Here is a 23,544-nt window from a genome sequence, read left to right on the forward strand (position 1 = left end):
AATAATTTAAATTATTTAATGAGTAAGAAAAAATTTTTATTCCAGAAAAAGGAGTTCGATGGTTGGAAAACATTAAATGATACTGTTATGGGCGGATCAAGTTCAGCTTTTTGTGAAACTTCAAATTCGGGTTTGATATTAAAGGGTAATATTGTCGAGAAAGCTGGAGGATTTGTTAGTTGTAGATCTTCTATATATAAACCTTCTTTAAATGTATCTGAGTATTCATCCTTTGAATTAAATATTGATGGACAAGGAAGAACTTTTAAATTTGCTGTCGCTTGTGAAGATGATCTACTAGGACTAACCGAATTTATTCCTGGTGGACTTAGATGGATTAAATCATTTCCAACAAAAAAATTCGGGACAACAAATGTTCAAATTCCTTTTAGTGAGTTAAAACCTTCTGTAAGAGCTAATAAAGTACGTTTTCCATTTAAATTCAAGCCATCTAAAATTAAAAGATTGCAACTACTACACTCTAAGTTCGGTGATGATGGATTACTTAATAATGAGTTTAAACAGGGTTCAATAAAAGTTTTAATTAAATCAATAAGTGTTATTTGAAAATCCACCTAAAAATATAGAGAGCTTAATCGCTAAGTCAGCAGATTTAACAAATAAACCTTTTGTTCATTCTGTAGTAAAAATAAATGGTGAATACGAATTCGAAGATGAAGATATTGATTTAACAGTTAATATCTTATGTAGAGATAAAGAAGGTAAAAGATTAGAAATTTATGATCTTGAATTAGAACTTTTTAAATCAAATAAAGAGTTGGTTTTAGTAATCTCTAAGCTTAACTTCCCTGATGAACCAATATTATGGTGTGGAGTTAAAACATTATGGATGGATAGCAATAACGGGAAAAAATGCAATTCACCAAAATACAGCGCTAGATTGGAAAATTTAGCAAATAGGATTAAAAGTTTTATTGATTAAGAAAAAAAAATTTGAGCTGATTTATAAATCAGTAACAGCCCCTAAACTTGATGTGCTTACGATTCTCGAATATTTTGAAAGAATTCCTCTTTTGTATTTTTGAATAGGTTTTACCCAATCTTTTTTTCTTTTTTCTAATTCTTCGTCAGATAAATCAACTTCAATTAGTTGTTTTACAGCATCTACTGTAATTAAATCACCTTGTTTTATTAGAGCAATATTTCCTCCTACAGCAGCCTCTGGAGCTATGTGACCCACAACAAGACCATAGGTACCGCCGCTAAATCTGCCATCGGTAATTAAAGCCACCTTTTCTCCAAGCCCTTGACCAACAATTGCAGATGTTGGAGCTAACATCTCTCTCATACCTGGTCCGCCTACAGGACCTTCGTTTCTAATAACAACAACATCACCAGCTTTGATATCGTTATTTAATATCGATTTTAAACAATCCTCTTCACTTTCAAAAATCTTTGCGGGACCAGTTAATACAGGGTTTTTTACTCCGCTAATTTTGGCTACAGAACCTTCGCTCGCTAAGTTACCTTTTAATATCGCTAGATGTCCTTTTTTATAAAGAGGGTCATTTATGTCTCTTATGACATTTTGATTTGTTGGAGGCTTATCTGGAATATTTTGTAAGTATTCTGAGATGGTTTTTCCTTCAATGTTTTTGCAATCGCCATGAATTAACCCTGCATTCAAAAGTATTTTCATTACTTGTGGAATCCCACCTGCCTTATGAAGATCCACCGTCACATATTTACCACTCGGTTTAAGGTCACAAATAACGGGAACTTTTTGTCTGATTCTCTCAAAATCATTAATGTTGATATCTATTCCTGCAGTATTCGCGATAGCTAAGATGTGCAATACCGCATTTGTTGATCCTCCAATTGCCATAATTACTGATATTGCATTTTCAAATGCTTTCTTAGTCATTAGGTCTAGAGGTCTTATATCTTTTTCTATTGCAGAGACTAATATCTCAGCACTTTTATCTGCACTAAGTTCTTTTTCAAGATCTTCAGCAGCCATAGTGGAACTGTGAGGAAGACTTAACCCTAATACTTCAATAACCGCAGACATTGTATTAGCTGTAAACATTCCTCCACAGCTACCAGCACCAGGAATACAATTTTTCTCAACTTGGATTAGCCTTTCTTCATTAATTTTGCCTGATGTTAATTGTCCAACAGCTTCAAATGCACTAACAACAGTAAGATCTTCTCCATGCAATTTCCCAGGCTTTATTGTCCCTCCATAAATGAAAATTGAGGGAATATTCATTCTTGCAATCGCAATCATGGCACCCGGCATATTTTTATCACATCCACCTATGGCAAGTACTCCATCCATACTCTGAGCATTGCATGCTGTTTCAATTGAATCAGCAATAACTTCTCTTGAAACTAGGGAATATTTCATGCCCTCTGTTCCCATAGAAATCCCATCACTTACTGTTATAGTCCCAAACATCTGAGGCATCCCACCTGATCTTTTTATAGACTCTTCAGCTTTTAGAGCTAACTTATTTAAACCCATATTGCATGGTGTGATGGTGCTGTATCCATTTGCAACTCCAATAATAGGTTTATTAAAATCTTCATCATTAAATCCAACAGCTCTTAACATCGATCTGTTAGGCGATCTTTGCACACCTTGGGTTATTGCAGATGATCTGAGTTTATTCATATTATTTGAGAACCTTTTTTATTCTATTGCCCCAACTCTTCAAGTTGCTTCCTCACATCAGCAATTGCAGAATTAAGTTGCTCAACTTTCTTCTCCAGATTCTCTCCTTCAACTTCATTTATATTTTCATTTGAATCAATCGCTTCTGAGCCGTCTTGAATTCTGGAGGAATACATCATTGCTTTTTGTTTTTTTTCCTCCTTCCTTTTGTCTGCTTCGGATATTAACCACCAAGCTAGACCTGCTGCTCCAATAAAAGCACCGCTTATTAATGATAAAAGATTATTTGAAGACGAATCTCTGTATTCAGACATTGGTAAAAAACTTACTCCTATATTATATATTAGTTCTTATCTTGAAATATAGTACTTAAACGCGATAGAGGAGTCCCAATACCCGGTACTAATAATTGTGTTTTTTCGTCTTCCTCATCTATGCAAGAAGTGTAAATTACCTGATTAGGGAATAATTTCGCAATTTCATTTAATCCTTTATTTGAGCAAATAGCAGTTATTAAAAGAATCCTATTTGAATCAACACCTAATTCCTTTAATTTAATTAAAGTTTCTAATGTTGCTGATTTTGTTGTTATTTGTTCTGAATAAAATATAACTCCTTCATTTGATTCAATAGTTTTAGGAAGTTCTCCTAATGAGAGTGTTGAATTAGGAATTACTTCTTTAGATCCAAACCAAAGAGATAATCCTTCGGGCAACATTGCGAGCACTTTTATTGGATAATCATTATTAATAAAGAATCCATCTGCGTCTCCATTATCAGTATTTATTATTTCTTTTTTATATGGCAGCCAATTACGTAATGCTTCATATGTAAGCCATTTCCCTAATTGCTCATATCCTGTTGAGTACAAAATATTTGGAGTATTTTTTTCTCGTAATATTGAAAGCCAATGTTTTATTAATGGATGAGGAGGAACAATAACCTTTAGTGACATTGCCATGTATTTTCCTTTAAGATACTCTTACAGACTTTAAATACTTAAGTTCTAAAATACAGTCTTATTATGATTAAATCAATTGTTTTCCCCTCACTAAAGAATGCATTAATTACGTTGTTATTTATTGGGATTTTATTTTTTAATTCTGTAAATTCTGCATGGGCTAAAAGACCTCCTGAGATTAGAAACCAGCAAGACCTTAATTTAGAGCCAGATATGCATGGTCAAGACTTAAGCGGTAACGAATACGTTAAGTTTGATTTGAATGGGTTTAATTTCAGTGAAAGTAATTTAGAAGGGGCGGTGTTCAATAATAGTAAATTGCAAAACTCTAAGTTTACTGGAGCAAATTTAAGAGATGCACTAGCTTATGCAACAGACTTTACAGATGCTGATCTTTCAGATGTTAATTTTACTAATGCTTTATTAATGGAGAGTAATTTTGAAGGCGCAAAAATAGATGGTGCAGATTTTACTGATGCTGTTCTAAGTCGTACACAACAAAAACAATTATGTGCGATTGCTAATGGCACAAATAGTTCTACAGGAGAGAGTACAGAATATAGCTTAGGTTGTTAATCATCAAAGATGAAAAAAAAAATTCCAGTTATTGTTGTTTCGGGATTTCTTGGTTCAGGTAAAACAACTTTTCTAAGATATCTACTAAAAGAGAGTAAAAAAAAATTTGGTTTAATAATTAATGAATTTGGTGATGTTGGAATTGATGGTGATTTGATTAAAAGTTGTGATAAATGTGATGAATCTGAAGACGACTGCGTTATCGAATTAAGCAATGGATGCTTATGTTGTACTGTTCAAGATGACTTTGTTCCATCAATAAAAGCTCTCCTAGAATTTAATCCTCCTATCGAATCAATAATTATCGAAACAAGTGGGTTGGCACTACCAATACCCTTAATTCAAGCACTTAACTGGCCTGAGATTAGGTCTTCCATCTACCTTGATGTTGTTGTTGGTATCGTTAATGGAGAATCAATGCTAAATGGTTCACCAATTAATGATTTAAATAAAATAACAAAACAATATAACGAAACAGATAAAATTGATCATAACGCCACTATAGATGAACTTTTTGAGGAGCAACTAGAAGTTTCTGATATCGTTTTAGTTTCTAGATCAGATATCTTAAATGATGATCAGTTTGACGTTGTAAAAAATAAAATTCAAGGAAGTCTAAATTCATCTACACCAGTCCTTAAATCCAAGAATGGCAAAATTGATTTAAATTATCTATTTGATTTTAATTTTAAAAAAGAAACTTATAAAGAATTTTTAACGGAAGAACATGACCATAATCATGTTGAGCTCGTAACAGATTCATTTAAATTAAATTATTTCCTTGAAAAAAATGACTTTGAAAAGGAGATGTCAAAAATCTTGGATGAATTAAACATTCTTCGAATAAAAGGACGTATTTGGATTCCAAACAAATCATTGCCTTTACAAATACAAATTGTTGGAAAGAAAATTAATACTTGGTTTGAAGAAGCTCCAGACAATTGTTGGAGACCAAATGATAATGCTGGGCTTGAATTAGTAATAATTTCCTTTGATGAAAAATCTATACAAACTTTCAATATAAAAATTAAAGAGAAATTTAAGATTTTAAGTAACCCAAAAATAGCAATTTGACTTTATAGTTACTTGTCGTGATACTTACTACAGTAGACAGTCCAAGATGGAAAATTCAAAAATTGCTTTAAAACAAATAATCTCTAACGAAGTTTCTTCAATTGATAAAATAAAATGTTCAAAATGTGGAGGGTCGGGAAATTTTAAAACACCTGAAAATTCAAGAAAAACTTGTTTAGTTTGTTTTGGTAGAGGCTACATAGACATTTAATAACTCAGAAAACCTTAAGGTAAAAAAATATTTGTTTATTAATCAATAGTACTTTTTATTAAAATTTAAACTAATCTTCTAGTAGAAATTAATTTTTAATTGGACCAATTTGCTGTAAAAGTTTTTGTAAGACTAAGACCCTCAGTTTTAGATCCAGCAGGGGAAGCTACTAAATCTGCTTCTATAAAACTTGGAGCCGAGGGAATAAAATCATTACGTATAGGAAAAATGATTGAGGTGAAAATAGAAGGTAATGGTGAAAACGAAGTAAGAGAAAAAATTGATTTATTGTGTGATAGGTTATTCGCAAATATTGTTATTGAAGATTACGAGTATTCACTAGAAAAATTATAAGATGGATAATTTTACTGTAGGAGTTGTTGTCTTCCCTGGTTCTAATTGTGATCGTGATGTTTCATGGGCATTGGAAGGTTGTTTAGACATAAGAACAAAATTCTTGTGGCATGAGTCTTCAGATTTAAGTGATGTAGATGCAATAGTTTTACCTGGAGGATTTAGCTATGGTGATTATTTGAGATGCGGAGCAATTGCGAGATTCTCTCCATTAATAAATGCCTTGGATGAGTTTGTTAAAAGCGGGAAAAGAGTTTTAGGAATTTGTAATGGGTTTCAAATCTTGACAGAATCAGGCTTTTTGCCTGGTGCCCTTACTGCAAATAAAAATCTTAATTTCATCTGTGATGATGTTGAACTTGATATCATTTCTTCAAAAGGAGGTTGGTTTAATAATGGAGGTGAAAAACAAACTATTAAGTTGCCAATAGCGCATGGGGAAGGAAGATATCATTGTGATTCTGATACTTTAAAAAAACTTGTAGATAATGAATTGATCGCTTTGCGATATAAAAATAATCCTAATGGATCCTCATTCGATATTGCAGGTATAACTAATGAAAAGGGAAATGTTCTAGGTTTAATGCCTCATCCAGAGCGTGCATGTGACGAGACAATTGGTGGGACTGATGGTCTCTTTACATTGAAATCATTAATATTGAAATAAAAAAGACCCCCAATTTTGGAGGTCTTTTTTTTATTTAATTTGGGAAGAAATTAAACAGTAGCTTTTACTTTTGGATCTAAATCACCTTTAGCGTAGAGATCAGCAAAGTAATTGGTGCTGTTTTGCTTGATCTTACTTGCTTGACCTTCGCACCAGAACTGTTTGTATCTGTCAAGACAAACTTGCTTCATGTATTTTCTAGCAGGTTTGTTGAAATGTCTTGGGTCAAAGTTTGCCTTGTCAGCAAATGCGGCCTCTCTTACTGCGGCAGTGAAAGCAAGCCTGTTATCTGTATCAATGTTGACTTTCCTCACTCCATTTCTTATTCCCTCTTGAATCTCTTCAACAGGAACACCGTATGTTTGAGGGATTTCACCACCATATTTGTTAATGATATCCAACCATTCCTGAGGAACTGAACTAGATCCATGCATTACAAGGTGTGTATTTGGAAGTGCTTTATGGATTTCAGCAATTCTGCTTATTGCAAGAACTTCTCCTGTAGGTTTTCTTGTGAATTTATAAGCACCATGACTTGTACCTATAGCAATAGCTAATGCATCAACTTTTGTTTTAGCAACAAAATCTGCAGCTTCTTCAGGATCAGTCAAAAGCATATCTGTAGAAAGTTCACCTTCAAAACCATGACCATCTTCAGCTTCTCCTTTCCCTGTTTCTAATGAACCTAAGCAACCTAATTCTCCTTCAACACTAACCCCAACTGAATGAGCAAAATCTACAACTTTTTTAGTGACTGCAACATTATATTCGTAACTTGCGGGTGTTTTTGCATCTGCCTCTAGAGAACCATCCATCATTACTGATGTGAAACCATTTATTGCTGCTGAATAGCATGTTGATGGCTCATTACCATGGTCTTGGTGCATTACAACTGGAATATTTGGATATGTTTCTGTAGCAGCAAGGATTAGATGACGTAAGAAAATTTCCCCTGCATAATTTCTTGCCCCTCTTGAAGCTTGGAGGATAACTGGACTATCAGTTTCATATGCTGCTTCCATGATTGCTTGAACTTGCTCAAGATTATTAACATTGAAAGCTGGAATACCGTAACCATTCTCAGCAGCGTGATCTAAAAGTAGTCTTAGTGGAACGAGGGCCATAATTAAAATAAGTTAGATGCTATACAAAGCACTTGTTTCCGCGAGTTTAGTACAAAGAGGGATCAAATGTCACGTAATTAGATATACAAAATCTATATTTTTATATTTAACCCGCTCTTCGACGATTCTCTTATAGCTTCGCAAACTTTATGACTTGCAAGTCCCTCGCATAAGCCTGGAATGATAGGTGTTTTATTAAAAATACTCTCAGCCCATAAATTTTGAATTCTCAAAACTGGAGCTATCCTCCCATCAGTCCATGTTTTTTCAAAATTAAAACTTGATTCTGCAGTTAGATTTTGTATTTTATTTTTGCTGTTTGAATATTTCAAATTAAAACCATGGACATAATCTTTTTGGTTCTCGCTTTTAAGAATAAGTGAACCTTCGCTTCCATATATTTCTAAACTAAATCCTCTACCGTTTTTAGAAATCGATGATAAAGATACCTGACATGGAATAAGATTCGAGCTGAAGTTTGATATTTCTATATTGGCTAAACATACATCTTCACTCGTAACATCATTTAAATCAGATGAATTAGGTAAAGGTCTTTTTTTTATTGATGTTGCTAACTTTCCAGACACGTTTATTGCTTCTCCAAAAAACCAATTCAACATATCGAACGCATGAGTACCTAAAGCGCCAATAACTCCTCCACCTTTTTCTTCCAATGAATACCAATTCCAGGATCTTTTGGGGTCGGATCTACTGCCCATTAACCAATCTAATTTGACTAAATATATATCTCCTAAGATATTTTCATCAATAAGTTTTTTTGTCTGAAGGAAAAGAGGTACTGCTCTGTATTCAAAATCAACACATACGCTTAAATTATTAATCAAAGATATTCTCTGAAGCTCTTCAATTTCTGAGGAGGATATTGAAACGGGTTTTTCAAGGAGCAAATTTTTATTATTCTCAAGAGCTTGTTTTGCTAACTTAAATCTTGATTCAGGAGGGGTGGCAATAATAATCCCATCAATTTCTTGAGATTTAACTAAGTCTTCCCAATCATGAAAAAACTCTAATCCAGTTTCTTTTTCTAAAATTGATTTTTGCTTTTTGTCATAATGATAAATAGCAACTGGCGTTAAATAATCCGACTCTTTTAACGCTTCTAAATGTACTTTTTTGCCAAACCCTAGTCCAGCGATTGCTATTTTTAATTTTTTATTTTTAGTATTCATTCTTATTCATTAATAAACTCTGAACAACTATTTTCAATAACAACATCTATAAGTTCATCATTATTAGAAGTTTGCCATTTTGAATTGAATTGAGGAATTCCATTTATTGATGTATCTTTGAACTTTTTTTCATTGCAATTAATTCTCATTACATAAAGTGATAATTCTCCATCATCATCAGAATTAGTTGGATTTTTAAAGAATTTTGTTAATACACTTATTTCACCATTTGGTAGCGGCTTAATACTCCCTTTATCAAGCCATTCTTTCCCATCATCATTCTCTTTAAGGAGAACCCAATCAACATTTCCTATCGCATATGAATAGGAGGAAAAGTTTAAAATAAAGAGTAAAAGGCTTAAAGAAAAATAAAATAAATTAGAAATTATTCTCATTTTATATATTTGCTTTTACAAGTTCTTTTACACCATGAATTTTTAAAATTTTAGTCAGAGTATCCTTGAGATCTTTCCTTTTAACTATTACATCAACAAAACCATGCTCAAGAAGATATTCAGCTGTTTGAAAATTATCGGGTAATTTTTCTCTTAATGTTTGTTCTATAACCCTTCTTCCAGCAAAACCAATAAGAGCTTTAGGTTCCGCCAAAATTAAATCACCCAACATTGCAAAGCTGGCTGTTACCCCTCCAGTGGTTGGATGAGTTAACAAGGGCATATAAAGAAGATTTTTTTCTTTATGTTTTTTTAGTGCTCCAGATATTTTTGCCATTTGCATGAGACTTAACATACCTTCTTGCATCCTTGCTCCTCCTGATGCGCAAACAATAAGTATTGGAAAATTTTCTAAAGTTGCTCTCTCAATTATCCTTGTAATTTTTTCGCCAACTACTGAACCCATGGATCCTCCCATAAATCTAAAATCCATAACAGCTAATGCTAAAGGCATTGAATTTACAGAACAGATACCTGTTACGACTCCATCTCTTAAACCTGTACCAGCTTGACTTTCTTTAATTCGATCAGCGTATGACCTTCTATCTTTAAAACCTAAAGGATCTGTAGGACTTAGTGAAATATCAAATTCTTTGAATGAATTTTTATCAGCAATTATATTTATCCTTTCATCACTATTAATTCTATTATGGTGACCACAATTACTACAAACATTGAAATTTGAAATTAGGTCTTTTCTATAGGCTACTTGCGAACACTCTGAACATTTAACCCACAAACCATCTCCTTCGTCAGTATCTTGGGAAACTTTCCCAACAAATTGATCTTTACGCCTTGCGGCAAACCAGTCGATTAATGACACAACGTTACCTGTTTTTTCTATTTAAATCTAAGTAAGGTACTTTTATCAAGAAAGATATATAAATATTTGAGATTTTCTAAATTAGAAACTCCTCAAAGTTAAAAATTTAATTATTTGAGTTCATAATCGAAATTAATTATTATTTATTTTTCTCCTCAATCATTTTATGAATTATTGGAGTAAGAATTAGTTCCATTGCGAAACCCATTTTCCCACCATTTACAACGATACTTGTTGGACTTGACATGAATGAATCATTAATCATTCCAAGCAAGTATTGAAAATCAATACCCCATTTCTCTCTTGCCCCTTTTCTGAAATGTATGATCACAAAGCTCTCATCGGGAGTTGGGATATTTCTGCATATAAAAGGATTTGAAGTGTCAATTGTGGGAATTCTCTGGAAATTAATATCGGTTTTGCTGAATTGTGGGCAGATGTGATTTATATAATCAGGCATTCTTCTCAATATCGTATCCACAATGGTTTCCGCTGAGTAACCTCTTTCTGCGTTATCTCTATGGATTTTTTGAATCCACTCTAAATTTGTTATCGGAACAACGCCAACAAGTAAATCAGCATAGGATGCCACATTGTATCCATCACCTTCTACCCCGCCATGCAAACCTTCATAAAAAAGTACGTCTGTCCCCTCAGGAATATCTTCCCATGGAGTAAATTGCCCAGGTTCTAGGGATGTACCAAGTCTTGTATTATGTTCTTCTGCTTCTTCAAGACTATGTAGATAATATCTTTTTTTTCCTCCTCCAGTTTCACCATAGATTTTAAAAAGTTCTTCTAACTTGTCAAAAAGATTAGCCTCTGGACCAAAATGAGAGAAATTTTCACCTTTTGAAAGAGCCTCTGCCATCGCTTTTTTCATAGGCATTCTTTCAAATCTGTGGTAACTATCACCTTCTACAACTGCGGGAACTATATCTTCTCTGGCAAAAATATGCTCAAAGGCTCTTTTTACTGTACTTGTTCCTGCTCCTGATGATCCTGTTACAGCGACTACTGGATGACGTTTTGACATTTTTTAAAAACAATATCTAATGATTCTGACAGGTCATATGCCAACTTTATGTTTTACTTAAAAATATTTTTTTATTTATTAATTTTTTTTTAAATTTCATCCATTATTTTATCTCCGATTTCACTGCAAGATAATACTTCGGAAGACCCATCTGCTAAATCGGCTGTTCTAAATCCTTTTGATAAAACTTTATCAATGGCAGTTTCTAAATTTTCTGCAGCCTCTTCTTCATTTAACCCAATTTTTAACATCATGGAAGCAGATAAAAGCATTGCAATAGGATTCGCTATGTTTTTACCAGCTATATCAGGAGCCGAACCATGAACCGGTTCAAAAACTCCTGGACCATCATTGTTTAGAGAAGCAGAAGGAAGCATACCAATAGAACCAGTTAACATTGCGGCTAAGTCACTTAAAATATCTCCAAATAAATTACTTGTTAAAATTACATCAAATTGACCAGGATCTCTAACTAATTGCATTGCTGCATTATCAACGTACATATTGCTTAGAGATATATTTTTATCTTTTGAGGTGATATTTAAAACTGTATCTCTCCACAATTGGCTAACCTCAAGAACGTTTGATTTATCAACAGAACATATTTTTTTATTTCTTTGGTTAGCAATTTTTATTGCTATTTCTGTTATTCTCTCTATTTCAGCCGAATCATAAACCATCGTATTGAAAGCTTTTGGGATTTTTGTATTTGTTATGTGTCCTCTTGGTTTCCCAAAATATATTCCCCCTATTAATTCTCTTACAACAATTAGATCTACATGCTCAACGATTTCTTTTTTTAATGTACTTGCATCTAATAGAGATTTTCTTATTTTGACAGGCCTGATATTTGCGAAAAGGTTTAGTGCAGATCTTAACTTTAGTAATCCACTTTCTGGCCTTAATTCTCTTGCAAGAGAGTCATATTTAATATCTCCTACACATGCTAAAAGTACAGCATCACTTTTTTTGCATTGATCAAGTGTCTTATCTGGAGCAGGATTCCCATATTTTTCATAAGCTATCCCTCCAAATAATTCTTCAATAATCTCAATATCGAAATTATTATTTTTTGAAAGCCTTTTTAAAACTTTTTTTGAAACTTCTGAAATCTCTGGTCCAATTCCGTCCCCTGACAATAAAACTATCTTATATTTCTTCATTTGAATTTTTATTTATTAAAAACAATAAATTATTGCTTGTCTAATTGTCTAAGTTTTTTTGCTAATTCTGGTAATTTTTTAAAAATACTTGAACTCCTTAGCCATGATTTATTTTCCATCGCGGGGAAACCACTAATTATCCTGCCATCTTCTATATCACAATGGATTCCGCATTTTGAACTCGCAATGACATTATTCCCAACTTTTACTCTATTATTGACTCCTACTTGCCCTGCTAAAATTACACCATCTCCAATATTTGCTCCTCCAGCTATACCGACTTGAGCTGCAAATGCACAATTTTTTCCAATTTTAACTCCATGACCTATTTGTATTAAATTATCCAATTTTGTTCCCTCATCAATAAAAGTAAATCCAACTGAGGGCCTATCAATACAACAATTCGTTCCAATTTCTACAAAACTCATTATTTTTACACCACCTTTTTGAGGCATCTTTACCCATTTGCCATTTTTAGGAATAAAACCAAATCCCTCTGATCCAATAACAGAATTTGAATTAATTACACAATTATTTTTTAGAGTGGTATTTTCGTAAATAACACAATTTGGATGAATTATATTATTATTTCCTATTCGAACATTGCCTAAAATTGATGCTCCAGAAAGAATATGATTATTGTCACCAATTACAGTATTTTCTCCAATATATACATTAGGTCCAATATGGCAATCTGCTCCAATTATTGCTGTTTTATCTATAACCGCTGAAGCGTGAATTCCTGGTTTGAAATTGATAGTTTTATATAAACAATCCAATACTTCTGCAAATGCAATTCTTGGGTTTTTAACGATTATGTTTGATATATTGAGTTTATTTAGGACACTAACGATTTCATCGTTATTAGTAGTTATTATTGCTGATGCTTTAGTTTCATCTAATTTTTCTTTAAGGATATTATTTTCTTCTAAAAAAGATATTTGATTTTTAACTGCAGCATCTAATGAGGCAGCATCATCTATATATAAATCTTCAAAAATATTGGCACTAATAAAATTTGAATTTCCTTTTTTTATTAGATCAACTAAATCACTTAAAAGCATTTTTCAGTTTTAATTTTTTTCTAAGAGAGAGCAAGAACATCTCTGTGTACGACAATTATCGAGGAGTTGTTATTTTCTTTATTATTTAAGATACTTCTTAATTTGTCACTACTTATTGATACTAAACCTTTTGCAACCTCCTTATCATTTATATTTACGATTTTAACTGCCTGATTAATCGTAAAGTTTCCTTCTACATGCTTAACACCAACCGCTAAAAGTGAGGCACCTTTTTTTTTAATTGCAAAAGAAGCGCCATCATCTAAAGTAATTTTACCTACCGTTTGAATTGCATGTGAAAGCCAACTTTTTTTGTTTCCTATAGGTTTTTCTACTGGATAAAATAAAGTTCCAATTTTATTATCATTAAAAATTTCAATTAAGTTTTTTTTATTAGTTCCATCAACTAGTTGGACTTCGACTCCTCCTTTTGTTGCTATTTCTGCAGAAATTAATTTTGTAGAAATTCCTCCTGTTCCCCATTTATTATTTGAGTTTTGAATATTTTTATCTTTAATTTCCTTTAATTCACTATTATGAACTTCTTTAATAGGTTGCGCATCTTTATTATTACGTGGATCTTGTGAGTATAGATTTTCAATATCGGTTAATAAAATAAGCTTGTTAGCATTTATAGCCAAGGCAACTAAAGCAGAGAGGGTATCATTATCTCCATATTTAAGCTCTTCATTTGCTACGGTATCATTTTCATTTACTATTGGAATAACATTTAAATCGATTAATTTTTTTAAAGTTTTAGAAGCGTTATTAAATGATTCTCGTGAATTGAAATCAGCTTTAGTTATTAAAATTTGAGCAATATTATGACCTAATTTATTAAATACTTTATCGTATAAGGACATTAAATTAACTTGACCTACTGCAGCAGTAGCTTGAAGAGTACTTAAATCATTTGGTCTTGTTTTGATATTTAATTTTTGGCAACCTAATCCAACAGCTCCACTAGTTACTAAAATTAATTTGTTTCCTTTTGAAAGAAAACTTGTAAAGGATCTAGAAAGGTTTTCAATAACTTCTTCTGTAGATGTTTCCTCTGTTCCTCTTAAAATACTAGTACCAATTTTTATAACCCAAGTTTTCATTTTATAAAATTAGAAATTAATTTTTCTATTTTCAAAGTTAAATTAAATTTTATAGGCAAGCCATCTCTATTTAATCGCTTAACTAATATGGTTTTTATATCACATCTATTCCCAACAATAATATCTGTAAAAATTCTGTCGCCAATAATGGCTATATTTTTTGGCTCTCTGCCAATTTCTTTGATAGCAGACAAAGTTACTTTTTTTCTTGGTTTTGATGCATTGTATTTATACCTTAAATTTAATTCTTTCGCTATTTTTGCGATTCTTTTTTTTGATGGATTATTACTTATTAGATATAAGGAGAAAAGTTTTTTAGATTCTATGATCCAATTTTTTACAGCTTTTGGGATCATATTAGATTTTCTATTTACTAGAGTCCCATCCACATCTAGCAATAAAGAATTAATTCCTTTTTGTTGCAATTCAGATTGAGAAATATTATATATTGGTAAATTTGAATCCCAATTGACTTTTAGGATAGATCTCATTGATTTTAAGAACTAATTTTTTTCAAGCTCACTTTCAATCAAAGGTTGAATTCTATCGAACTCATCATCTTCAACTAATGAGGCACCTTTGTTTTTTAATTTACCCACAATAAAAAAAGGATCTAGGGGTATATATAAACCATATTCTTGATCAAAAAGATTAAAGTTAACAAGCAATTCATAACTCTCACTGTCATCATCGACGTAATCTTCTTCTAATTCATCGTAAATTGGTTCTTCAAGTTCACCTGATACGGTTAATGTTACTGCTGATCTGATAAGTCTTAAATCATGTTCTTGAAGAACTGCTTCAGCATTTTTTAGTATTTGTTCATTTTTATCTATTTTCTCAATTAATTCAGGTTCATCTTTTTCATTTATCTTAAAAAGAGTTACTGGAGTATCAACTGGCGTTAATAAAGCATATTCTTGGCCTTCAACACTTACTAATTGTTCAAGATAACAAAATAACTCGTTTCCATTTGAGTCATTTAATAAAAGAGTCTGTGCATCATAATTATCATTTGAATTGGCTTCTTTCATTTAAAAATTATCGATCCTTATTAATATTAATATTTTATCTGAAGTTTACCAGCTATTTCTTCTAATTCAGGACCCTCTTCGATCCATTGTTCAAGTATTATTTTTGCTGAAAAACTATCAATCAATCCGGATTTATCTTTTTTTATTCCAAATCTTTCTGAAGATTCCCAAGTTGAACTATGTTCGTTGACATAAGAAAATGGAAGCTTTAATTCATTTGAAAGTAATTGACCGTAATTTTTACAGTCAATAGCTTGAGTGGTCATTTGACCTTCCTCATCTAGCGGAATACCCACAATAAAACCAGTCAAATTAAATTCATTTATATACTTTCTAATGATTTTAATCTCTTGATTATTTTCAAATCGTTTTACTGCTGGAAGTATATTTGATGTTATACAGAGGGGATCACAATAAGCTAATCCTATTCTTTTGGTACCTATATCCAAACTCAAAATTGACTTGGGTTTGGGTTTGCAAAATTTCACTTTGTTTTTAATGGAAAAGGAGATGGATATGGATTACCTTGTGGACTTAATTTTTCAATGATTGATTCCAAAGATTGATTTATTATATTTACTTGTTTGGCTTCATTCTTAATTATTGTGTTCCTAATAAGAATTATATCTTGATTTTTTTCTTTTATATTACACTCTTCGAGAAAAACATTTAATTGAGAATTTTCTTTATAGGTTTTTAAATATGAAACAGGTGATTTTTCAAAAAATCTTTTAATAAATTCTTTTAAAATAGAATTGAATCTCTTATCCCAATATCTACTTATAGTTAAAGTATAAATTTCCTCATTTTGATAATTAATATCTTTTAAAATTGTACATAAAACTGAATTTTCATATATTAAGGCACCACTCTTAGAATTATTTCTTTTAAGAATGTCGTCTTGATCAAAATCTAAAATATTTCTTATTAAGGGAGATTGATTTGACCTTATGAAATTAACTATTTTTAATATATTTTGTTTATTAATGTTTTGGAATTCATTAATTAATTTATAGGCATTGGTATTTTGATTTGTAGGTTTATTTAAATCAGAACCATCCCAAAGGATTATCTCTCCTAAAGGTTGAAAGCCTAATTCTCTTGAGTTTGATATGAGGTCAACATTATTTATATCTGAATTAATTATCCAACTTGAAGTTTTGATTTCTTTTATTGAGATAGATTTTTTTATCAATCCTAAAGTTAGTTGTTTATCTGTTAAAGAGCACTTGTTATTAATCAACTTGGGCTTAGATATTTTTAAGCAAGTCTCTTTTTTGTTTAAAGGAAAAATATTCAAATAACCAATAATTTTGTTTCCATATATAGCAATTATGCATTTATTTTTATTTTTCTTAAGATTATTTAAAAAAATTTTAAAGTCATCAAAGGTATTTATAATAGCCATCTTTAAAAACCAATTATTCAATTCTTTATTTTTAATATCTATTAAAAGGTTAATGTGCCTTATATGGAGTTCTTCAAAAGTTACTTCCATTCCTTTTTTAGATTGAAAAGAATAAGAGGTATCTTTTTTCATTTACTTTTTTTCTCTTATTAATACTATAGGAGTTTTTTCATCTCCATTGCCAGCTGGATTAGATATTAAGTTTCTTTTGAGTATTTTATTTACTTTTTTATTTGAACTAGCTAAGACTTTCACCCCTCCAAGATCATTAACATCGACTACAGCAACATCTATATTTAGATAGTTCGAGACCTCCTTACAAAATAAATCCGCATTGAGAGGACCCATAACTATACTCTTATCGTAAGGTGTAACTGTACCACTTATATCATCGATGAGGGAGGATTCCGAACCAGTTAACCTGTAAAACATTCCGTTAATACCAACTAATTTGAAGAGAAATCCAACAAATAGTGCTAAGGTTATTCTTGTGACTCCAATTTTATTTATTAGTAATTGCATGCCGCAAGCTGTTGCGAGACTGCTTGTAGGGTGAAAAAAATAACATAAAGCTTTCGAAAATAGACTATATTCTAAATTTTGAGGGGAAATATATCTATTTTGCATAATCGCTAGAGGACTCTCTCCGATCGTTAAAATATCATTTTTTTCTATAATCCCTTTACAGTATTCAATCACAGTATTTACTGGGTTATCAAAGCAACCAAGTAAATCAGTTTTAATAGCAAAAGCTTTATATTTATTATTTAAAGGAATTTCAAAAACTTCTATCGGTGTTTGTTTTTGACCATCTAAATTAATTAAGAAACAATCCTTATTATTTGAAATACCAAAATGTCCATAGTTCTCCCAATATATTTTTAACCATAGATATTTTATTTTTTTTCTAAAATTATTATTGCTAAATTTATATATGATTCTTACAAATAATTCTGAATTTGACTTGATAATTGTTGTTGGCCAGTAATTATTTAAATTCTTAATTTTATTATTTTCATAGATATAAATATCTTCTTGATAATTAAAATTTTGGCAATATTCGTTACCTTTACTTTTAAAGAAATCTAATTCAAAATTTATATTAGATACCATCGTCTCTTTGGTTTTACTTCTATTAGTTATTTTTAAATCAATAATTAATTCGTTTAAACCATCCTTTCTTTTGATTTTGTAATTTATAGGTACCAGATTTAACTTAGTTTTGGGTGAGTTTTTAATATATAAATCTGAAAGAATTAAAAAAATTAAAAGAACTAAGAAGATATTTATTAATATCATTTTTTTAAATTAATTTTTGTTTTTATCTTTTTTTTCAGAAATGATACTGTTGTATTCATTAAAACTTTCTACAGAAAATGACGTGTCTTCTATATCAATTCCCTTTAGTTCTCCTATAACTTTGTTTAATTCATCTATATTAATCATTCCATTTTTATCATATTGCACTTCTCCATTACTATTTAAAATAATGGTTTGTGGAATTAATCCGTTCCAATAATAATTAGGTTCATTTCTAAGATTAGACTTTTCTTTATCCTGTAATTCATCAGTAGTTAAAGCAATGATATCTATATTATTTCTCCATATCAAATCTAAACCGGATATTATCGGAGCCATAGCTTTACTATCTGAGCTGTCGTCAAGATAAAAAAATAAAACTGCGACTCTTTTATTTTTTAATGATTCCTGAAGAGTCGTCTGGGGAGGAACTATAGCCCCATTACCTGCATATATAGGAAAGATGTTGCCATCGTAACTATCAGAATCTCTAGAGGCATTTGCTTTATATGGACTTAAGAAAATTAATGCTATTAGGATCCATTGAACTATTTTCATTAAAGTTTAAAAACTTACTTTGAACTTGATCTTCCTAATCCTTGAAGGATTCCTTTCCCAACTAAACCGATAGCTTTGCCAACGACTTTTGTAAGGAAAGTTACGAAAAGATTACCGATATATTTTACAGCAACTTCTAACTGAGGTGCTACGGCATCTCTTATCTCAACTAACAATGTAACTTGTTTTTGTAGCCATTCTAGATTCTCTAATTCTTTCTCCCTATTTTCATTTTTGAAGTATCGGGTAAATTTCTTATCGATAATATCAATATATTCTCGTTTACTCTCATACAAGTAGATAGGCATATAAATATAGTCATGCCAGCGATTGTAGTTATTAATATTATTTCTAAATCTTTCGAAATTTCTTGTCGATTGTAATTCGGGATTTATAAGTACAGTCCTTAATTCAGGCCAAGAAGAACAAATATTAAAGATTTCAGAAGCTAATAAATTACAGTTTCTTATTGTCCAATTTGAAATTATATTTTCAAGGATCAAAAATGATTCTGTTTCATATAGAGGGAGTAATTTCCCATCATAGTCAAGAGCTTCATTTTTAATAATTGGCTCAATAAACATTATTGATTGATGTGACTCTCTATCTATCTCTTCGCAACTTACTTCACTATAAATAAAATCATTTATTGATATAGATTCGCCTCCTTTTTTTAATCGAAAATAGCTGTCTGTGATGTTTGAAATTGTATTAACTTTAAGTTCTTTTATAAGAGAATTTAAATCATCTTTAAAATCTTTCTCCTTATAGTTTTCCTTAATATTTTTAACTAAATTATCTAACTCATCTAACATTTTGCAAATTAGTCGTGAAATGAATTCTTTCTTTATCCCAGATAGAATTATTGATGAATTATTAAATTCAACCTGTAAGTTAGTAGAGCTATACCTTTCTTTTAGTCTATCTAAAATTAAATTCCATATTTCTATAGTGTTTTTATCTTTAATGAATACAGTATTCTTATTTTCAAGATTAATTTTATTTTCAGTGTAAACTGCCTCTGTATAAAGTTCTAGTGAATTACCCCATAAGAAAATTAGAAAAGATTTTGCAGTAATAAGTTCTCTTAATCTTCCTTTTAAAATGAATTTATAAAATTCTGGTGTTGAATCAGAGTTGACATATTTGAATATATAATTAATTTCAGAATCTATTTGTTTAAGACCTGAAGTTAGAATTTTTTGACTAAAAGAGAGAGGTTTATTTTTGTTAAATTTAACTTGGGAATTATTTTCAATATCAAATACCCTTCCTCCATTTAAAATGGTACCAATAGATTCAAGAACTTTTTCTGCACTGGGATTTAAAAGAAAACCTTCAGAATTTAACGATGGAAGGGTATTTGCTTCATTAACAAATTCGCCAGATAGAATTATAAGAAACTTTGACTCATTATATCTTTCTCTTAATTTTAATAATTCTAAACTTATAAGATCTTCTGATTGGAAATTAAGAACATTCCATATAACTAAATCCGGATTTTTATCACCTGTTCCATTATTAAAATTAATGTCTAAATTTTGGTCTAGTGATGTTAATTTAAGCGATAAAGATTCTGCTATTAAGCTTGGAGCAATAATCAATATCGGTTTTTTTGAAATTAATTCCAAGACTAGATTTCTTATCTCTTATACAAAATTAACTAACAATTACTGCAAATACCAGCCTTAAATCGATTTTTATACTTTTTTAGGCGTAGTAATTTCTATTTAAATCAATGTCATTTAATCTCTCTGATGACAATACATTATTCGCTTCGTAGATTGTGAATTTATTTTCATAAAGAGCTTTACCTACAATTACTCCAAAGAGTCCAGAGTTTTCAAATTTTACTAACGATAATAAATCAGAAATTGAACCAACACCTCCTGAGGCTATTACTGGAATATCTGTAATTTCAAGTATGCTTTTTATGAATTCTTCATTTGTCCCTTCTAACGTCCCATCTGTATTTATATCTGTAACAATAAAACTAGCAATTTTAAATGAAGAAAACTCCTTTACTAGATCTGTGGCAAAAATATTAGATTGCTCAAGCCAACCCCTTGTACTAACTTTTCCATCTTTTGCATCTATACCAACAATTATCCTTCCAGGAAATTTATTTGATAAGTCTTTAACTAGCTCTTTATTTTCTATTGCAGAGGTTCCCATGATAACTTTCTCAATACCATAAGAAAATAATTGTTCTATCCTTTCTTGAGACCTTATCCCCCCACCTATTTGAATTGGTATGTTAACTGTTTTTGCAATCTTTTTTATTGATTCATCGTTTGTTGGGGATCCAGATTTTGCAGCATCCAAATCAACTATATGTATATATTTTGCCCCTTCGCTTTCCCAAAATTTAGCTTGTTCATGAGGCTCTTTGGTGAAGTCTTTTCTTTTATTAAAGTCGCCTTTAAAAAGCCTCACACACTTACCATTCATTAAATCAATTGCTGGAATTAGGTCCATAGAATCATCCTTTTCATTAATTACTTATTAGTAGTACTATTCAATATGTAATTCTATTTAAGATTACTACTTCAGTTAAATATTTTTTGAATATGAAAATTCTTGTAATGGGTGGCACTAGATTTGTTGGCAAGTCTTTGGTTGGAAAGTTATTAAGTAAAAATTATGATATTGATATTTTCACGAGAGGTAATAAAAGTAATCCTGAAAAAACAAATTTAATTAAAGGTGATAGAAATAATTCAGAAGATATCGTCAAGCTAAGAAATGAAAGGTATGATGTTGTTTATGATATTTCTGGACGAGAGTTAGAACAAACCAAACTTCTTATAGAAAATTTAGATAACTCTTTCCAGAGATATATATATGTCAGCTCTGCAGGTGTTTATAAAGATAATTGTGAACTACCCTTATCAGAAGTTGATCCAATTGATCCAGAAAGTAGGCACAAAGGAAAGTTTGAGACAGAAAATTGGTTAAAAAACCAAAAAATTCCTTTTACAAGTTTTAGACCTACATATATTTATGGACCAGGAAATTATAATAAAATTGAAAATTGGTTTTTTGAAAGGTTATTTACTAAAAAATCTATACCAATCCCTGGTGACGGTTCTTTAATTACTCAGCTAGGCCATGTTTCGGATCTAACTGATGTAATGATTAGGTGCATAAATTTTGAAAATTCCACAAATAATATTTACAACTGTTCAGGTGAAAAAGGAATAACAATCAAGGGTTTAATTTATTTCTGTGCGAAGGTTCTTGGATTAAACCAAAATGAGATTTCTTTAAGATCATTTGATTATCAAAAATTAGATCCTAAGTCTCGAAAGGGATTTCCAATTAGATTAAATCATTATCAGACAAATATCTCTAAGATAAAACGTGATTTAGAGTGGGCTCCAACTTTTGATTTACTTAATGGTCTAAAAGATAGTTTTGAGAATGATTTTAATAATAAAAAGAGTGAGGAGTTTGATGAAAATTCAGATGATATTCTTTTTAGTTCTTAAATAGCCTAATAAAGTCACAAAAGTCATAATGAATCCTAACCAATAAAAAATTAAAGCCAAATTATTCAATAAGCTAAATTTTAATGGTGTAAAGAAGGTAATTACTGAAATAAAAAAGAAAAATGTTTTATATTTTCCTAAAATTGATGCTGGTAAACCGTCTTTTGTAGAGTTCCTTAGGCTAGAGATAATTAATTCTCTAAATAAAATTAATGACAAAGACCAGAAGGGTATAAAATTATTTTTACAAAGGAAGGTCAAAGGAATTAAATAGAATACTTTATCGCTTAAGGGATCAAGGATAGCTCCTAATCTGGTTTTAAGATTGAATTTCCTTGCAATTAAACCGTCAAAATAATCAGTTAAACCTCCAATAATAATTAATATAAAGACATAAAAAGGCCTGTTAATTTCTAAAAAAAGTATTAATGGAAATACAAGCAAAAGGCGAGATAACGATAATAAATTGGGAATATTAAATGCCAAATTTTTAAGATTTTTTCTTAATAACAAATCAGTTTTTGTATATAAAAAATATATTACACTCTCAACAAGCATAAATTTTTAGTAAAAATTATAAATGTTTTTTGAAGATAGATTCTAAAATTTAATTTAAATCTGAATCCTAAAGATTATAAACTCAACTTCTCTTTATGAATGATGATGTTTTATATTACAAAATTATTCCTTACCTCTAATGCAGTCTCATAGCCTAAAGCTATCTCCAGGATCTGATTTGATAAATTCAATTAAAGAATATTCTTTATCGAATAATTTATACGGGTATGTTTCTGGAGTAGTTGGTAATCTTAGAACAGTTTGTATTCAATGCCCAGGTAATCAAGAGATAAATAAATTTGAAGGAAATCTAGAGATAGTTTCTTTAAACGGACATTTTAATAAAGGAGATGTGCATTTACATTTGAGTTTCGCAGATGAGGGATGCAATGTCTTTGGCGGGCATCTTGAGGAGGGATGTATTGTAAAAAAAGGTACTGATATATTATTACTTTCTTTTGAACAGAAAATTATTAATATCTCAAATCATGATTTAATCGCTAATGAATCACGTGTAAAAGCATATATTTTAAAGGATTGTCCTTGGTCAAAAAGAGCAATTAGGTTGCTTAATTCTTTATCTATCCCTCATGAAGTTACTTTGATAGACAATGATGAGAGCTTTCAAAAATTAATGGCTCAAAGTAGCCATAATACTTTCCCTCAAATATTTTTGGATAATAAATTTTTTGGAGGATATGATGAACTTTCAGAACAAGCAAAGTTGGATAACTTAATTTCATTTAAGTAATCTAAA

The 23,544-nt window shown here is 30.6% G+C and carries 29 protein-coding genes; 9 read left to right on the top strand and 20 right to left on the bottom strand.

The genetic code is table 11. From position 1 onward, the window contains the following. The first annotated feature begins 18 nt into the window (after positions 1–18). A complete protein-coding gene (locus HA148_RS04005; protein WP_011818277.1) occupies positions 19–567 on the top strand; it encodes a CIA30 family protein in 549 nt (182 codons plus the stop codon). Continuing rightward, positions 557–943, top strand: a complete 387-nt coding sequence (locus HA148_RS04010; RefSeq protein WP_011818278.1) for a hypothetical protein — start codon at positions 557–559, stop codon at positions 941–943. The genes HA148_RS04005 and HA148_RS04010 overlap by 11 nt, the downstream gene beginning before the upstream one ends. A gap of 21 nt (positions 944–964) precedes the next feature. On the opposite strand, the gene ilvD is transcribed toward HA148_RS04010, so the two are convergent. From ilvD to HA148_RS04025, 3 genes are read right to left on the bottom strand one after another with little or no spacing between them, the layout of a single operon-like run. Continuing rightward, entirely contained in the window at positions 965–2,638 is a 1,674-nt protein-coding gene (ilvD, locus tag HA148_RS04015) for a dihydroxy-acid dehydratase (RefSeq protein ID WP_209089576.1), read from the bottom strand. 23 nt (positions 2,639–2,661) lie between these two features. Beyond that, a complete protein-coding gene (locus tag HA148_RS04020) occupies positions 2,662–2,952 on the bottom strand; it encodes a hypothetical protein (protein ID WP_011376338.1) in 291 nt (96 codons plus the stop codon). Between the two features lie 29 nt (positions 2,953–2,981). After that, a complete protein-coding gene (locus tag HA148_RS04025) occupies positions 2,982–3,599 on the bottom strand; it encodes a uracil phosphoribosyltransferase (RefSeq protein ID WP_209089578.1) in 618 nt (205 codons plus the stop codon). A 63-nt stretch (positions 3,600–3,662) separates the two neighbouring features. On the opposite strand from HA148_RS04025, the gene HA148_RS04030 reads away from it, so the two are divergent. The 5 genes from HA148_RS04030 (at position 3,663) to purQ (ending at position 6,481) form a co-directional block, all read left to right on the top strand. After that, the gene (locus tag HA148_RS04030) at positions 3,663–4,175 is read left to right on the top strand and encodes a pentapeptide repeat-containing protein (protein ID WP_209130426.1); all 513 of its coding nucleotides are present in this window, start codon (positions 3,663–3,665) and stop codon (positions 4,173–4,175) included. A gap of 9 nt (positions 4,176–4,184) precedes the next feature. Continuing rightward, entirely contained in the window at positions 4,185–5,249 is a 1,065-nt protein-coding gene (locus HA148_RS04035) for a GTP-binding protein (RefSeq protein WP_209130428.1), read from the top strand. A gap of 46 nt (positions 5,250–5,295) precedes the next feature. Further along, complete coding sequence (locus tag HA148_RS04040) at positions 5,296–5,460, top strand: hypothetical protein (RefSeq protein WP_187149023.1); 165 nt, start codon at positions 5,296–5,298, stop codon at positions 5,458–5,460. 99 nt (positions 5,461–5,559) lie between these two features. Next, entirely contained in the window at positions 5,560–5,814 is a 255-nt protein-coding gene (purS, locus tag HA148_RS04045; RefSeq protein WP_209130430.1) for a phosphoribosylformylglycinamidine synthase subunit PurS, read from the top strand. A gap of 1 nt (position 5,815) precedes the next feature. Further along, positions 5,816–6,481 (top strand): phosphoribosylformylglycinamidine synthase subunit PurQ, encoded by a 666-nt coding sequence (gene purQ / locus HA148_RS04050; RefSeq protein WP_209089593.1) that lies wholly within the window; start codon positions 5,816–5,818, stop codon positions 6,479–6,481. A gap of 50 nt (positions 6,482–6,531) precedes the next feature. Here the strand turns inward: purQ and fba are convergent, their stop codons facing one another. From fba to hisA, 16 genes are all read right to left on the bottom strand, one after another. Continuing rightward, positions 6,532–7,605, bottom strand: coding sequence for a class II fructose-bisphosphate aldolase (gene fba / locus HA148_RS04055; RefSeq protein WP_011376344.1), 1,074 nt, complete (start codon positions 7,603–7,605; stop codon positions 6,532–6,534). Between the two features lie 92 nt (positions 7,606–7,697). Continuing rightward, the gene (locus tag HA148_RS04060; RefSeq protein ID WP_209130432.1) at positions 7,698–8,795 is read right to left on the bottom strand and encodes a Gfo/Idh/MocA family protein; all 1,098 of its coding nucleotides are present in this window, start codon (positions 8,793–8,795) and stop codon (positions 7,698–7,700) included. 2 nt (positions 8,796–8,797) lie between these two features. Continuing rightward, positions 8,798–9,190, bottom strand: coding sequence for a hypothetical protein (locus tag HA148_RS04065; RefSeq protein ID WP_209130434.1), 393 nt, complete (start codon positions 9,188–9,190; stop codon positions 8,798–8,800). Position 9,191: 1 nt separating this feature from the next. Then, positions 9,192–10,073 carry an acetyl-CoA carboxylase, carboxyltransferase subunit beta gene (gene accD / locus HA148_RS04070; protein ID WP_209130437.1) on the bottom strand — a complete coding sequence of 294 codons (882 nt, stop codon included), beginning with the start codon at positions 10,071–10,073 and terminating at the stop codon, positions 9,192–9,194. Positions 10,074–10,212: 139 nt separating this feature from the next. Next, the gene (locus HA148_RS04075) at positions 10,213–11,109 is read right to left on the bottom strand and encodes a phosphoribulokinase (protein WP_011818291.1); all 897 of its coding nucleotides are present in this window, start codon (positions 11,107–11,109) and stop codon (positions 10,213–10,215) included. A gap of 89 nt (positions 11,110–11,198) precedes the next feature. Then, positions 11,199–12,272 carry a 3-isopropylmalate dehydrogenase gene (gene leuB, locus HA148_RS04080; RefSeq protein WP_209130439.1) on the bottom strand — a complete coding sequence of 358 codons (1,074 nt, stop codon included), beginning with the start codon at positions 12,270–12,272 and terminating at the stop codon, positions 11,199–11,201. 29 nt (positions 12,273–12,301) lie between these two features. Continuing rightward, complete coding sequence (gene lpxD / locus HA148_RS04085) at positions 12,302–13,336, bottom strand: UDP-3-O-(3-hydroxymyristoyl)glucosamine N-acyltransferase (protein ID WP_209130441.1); 1,035 nt, start codon at positions 13,334–13,336, stop codon at positions 12,302–12,304. A 20-nt stretch (positions 13,337–13,356) separates the two neighbouring features. Beyond that, the gene (gene proB, locus HA148_RS04090; protein WP_209130443.1) at positions 13,357–14,439 is read right to left on the bottom strand and encodes a glutamate 5-kinase; all 1,083 of its coding nucleotides are present in this window, start codon (positions 14,437–14,439) and stop codon (positions 13,357–13,359) included. Continuing rightward, a complete protein-coding gene (locus HA148_RS04095; protein ID WP_209130445.1) occupies positions 14,436–14,930 on the bottom strand; it encodes a YqeG family HAD IIIA-type phosphatase in 495 nt (164 codons plus the stop codon). The genes proB and HA148_RS04095 overlap by 4 nt, the downstream gene beginning before the upstream one ends. Before the next feature lie 12 nt (positions 14,931–14,942). Beyond that, positions 14,943–15,473 (bottom strand): DUF3727 domain-containing protein, encoded by a 531-nt coding sequence (locus HA148_RS04100; RefSeq protein WP_209130447.1) that lies wholly within the window; start codon positions 15,471–15,473, stop codon positions 14,943–14,945. A 26-nt stretch (positions 15,474–15,499) separates the two neighbouring features. Further along, positions 15,500–15,961, bottom strand: a complete 462-nt coding sequence (ruvX, locus tag HA148_RS04105; protein WP_209130449.1) for a Holliday junction resolvase RuvX — start codon at positions 15,959–15,961, stop codon at positions 15,500–15,502. After that, positions 15,958–17,013: a hypothetical protein gene (locus tag HA148_RS04110; protein ID WP_209130451.1), complete on the bottom strand. Its 1,056-nt coding sequence runs from the start codon at positions 17,011–17,013 to the stop codon at positions 15,958–15,960. Before HA148_RS04110 ends, ruvX begins: the two co-directional genes overlap by 4 nt. Then, entirely contained in the window at positions 17,014–18,180 is a 1,167-nt protein-coding gene (locus HA148_RS04115) for a hypothetical protein (protein WP_209130453.1), read from the bottom strand. A 9-nt stretch (positions 18,181–18,189) separates the two neighbouring features. Continuing rightward, complete coding sequence (locus tag HA148_RS04120) at positions 18,190–18,738, bottom strand: thylakoid membrane photosystem I accumulation factor (RefSeq protein WP_209130455.1); 549 nt, start codon at positions 18,736–18,738, stop codon at positions 18,190–18,192. Positions 18,739–18,752: 14 nt separating this feature from the next. Further along, positions 18,753–20,369 carry a DUF3685 domain-containing protein gene (locus HA148_RS04125; RefSeq protein WP_209130456.1) on the bottom strand — a complete coding sequence of 539 codons (1,617 nt, stop codon included), beginning with the start codon at positions 20,367–20,369 and terminating at the stop codon, positions 18,753–18,755. Positions 20,370–20,448: 79 nt separating this feature from the next. After that, positions 20,449–21,216, bottom strand: a complete 768-nt coding sequence (gene hisA, locus HA148_RS04130) for a 1-(5-phosphoribosyl)-5-[(5-phosphoribosylamino)methylideneamino]imidazole-4-carboxamide isomerase (protein WP_209130457.1) — start codon at positions 21,214–21,216, stop codon at positions 20,449–20,451. Between the two features lie 92 nt (positions 21,217–21,308). On the opposite strand from hisA, the gene HA148_RS04135 reads away from it, so the two are divergent. After that, positions 21,309–22,229 carry an NAD-dependent epimerase/dehydratase family protein gene (locus HA148_RS04135; RefSeq protein WP_209130458.1) on the top strand — a complete coding sequence of 307 codons (921 nt, stop codon included), beginning with the start codon at positions 21,309–21,311 and terminating at the stop codon, positions 22,227–22,229. Here the strand turns inward: HA148_RS04135 and pgsA are convergent. Next, the gene (pgsA, locus tag HA148_RS04140; RefSeq protein WP_209131059.1) at positions 22,203–22,742 is read right to left on the bottom strand and encodes a CDP-diacylglycerol--glycerol-3-phosphate 3-phosphatidyltransferase; all 540 of its coding nucleotides are present in this window, start codon (positions 22,740–22,742) and stop codon (positions 22,203–22,205) included. The genes HA148_RS04135 and pgsA overlap by 27 nt on opposite strands. A 184-nt stretch (positions 22,743–22,926) precedes the next feature. Here pgsA and HA148_RS04145 point away from each other — a divergent pair, with 184 nt between their 5' ends. Then, complete coding sequence (locus HA148_RS04145; protein ID WP_209130459.1) at positions 22,927–23,538, top strand: PCC domain-containing protein; 612 nt, start codon at positions 22,927–22,929, stop codon at positions 23,536–23,538. The last annotated feature ends 6 nt before the right edge of the window (positions 23,539–23,544 follow it).

This window comes from Prochlorococcus marinus XMU1405, from assembly GCF_017696275.1.
Lineage (GTDB): Bacteria > Cyanobacteriota > Cyanobacteriia > PCC-6307 > Cyanobiaceae > Prochlorococcus_A > Prochlorococcus_A marinus_AB.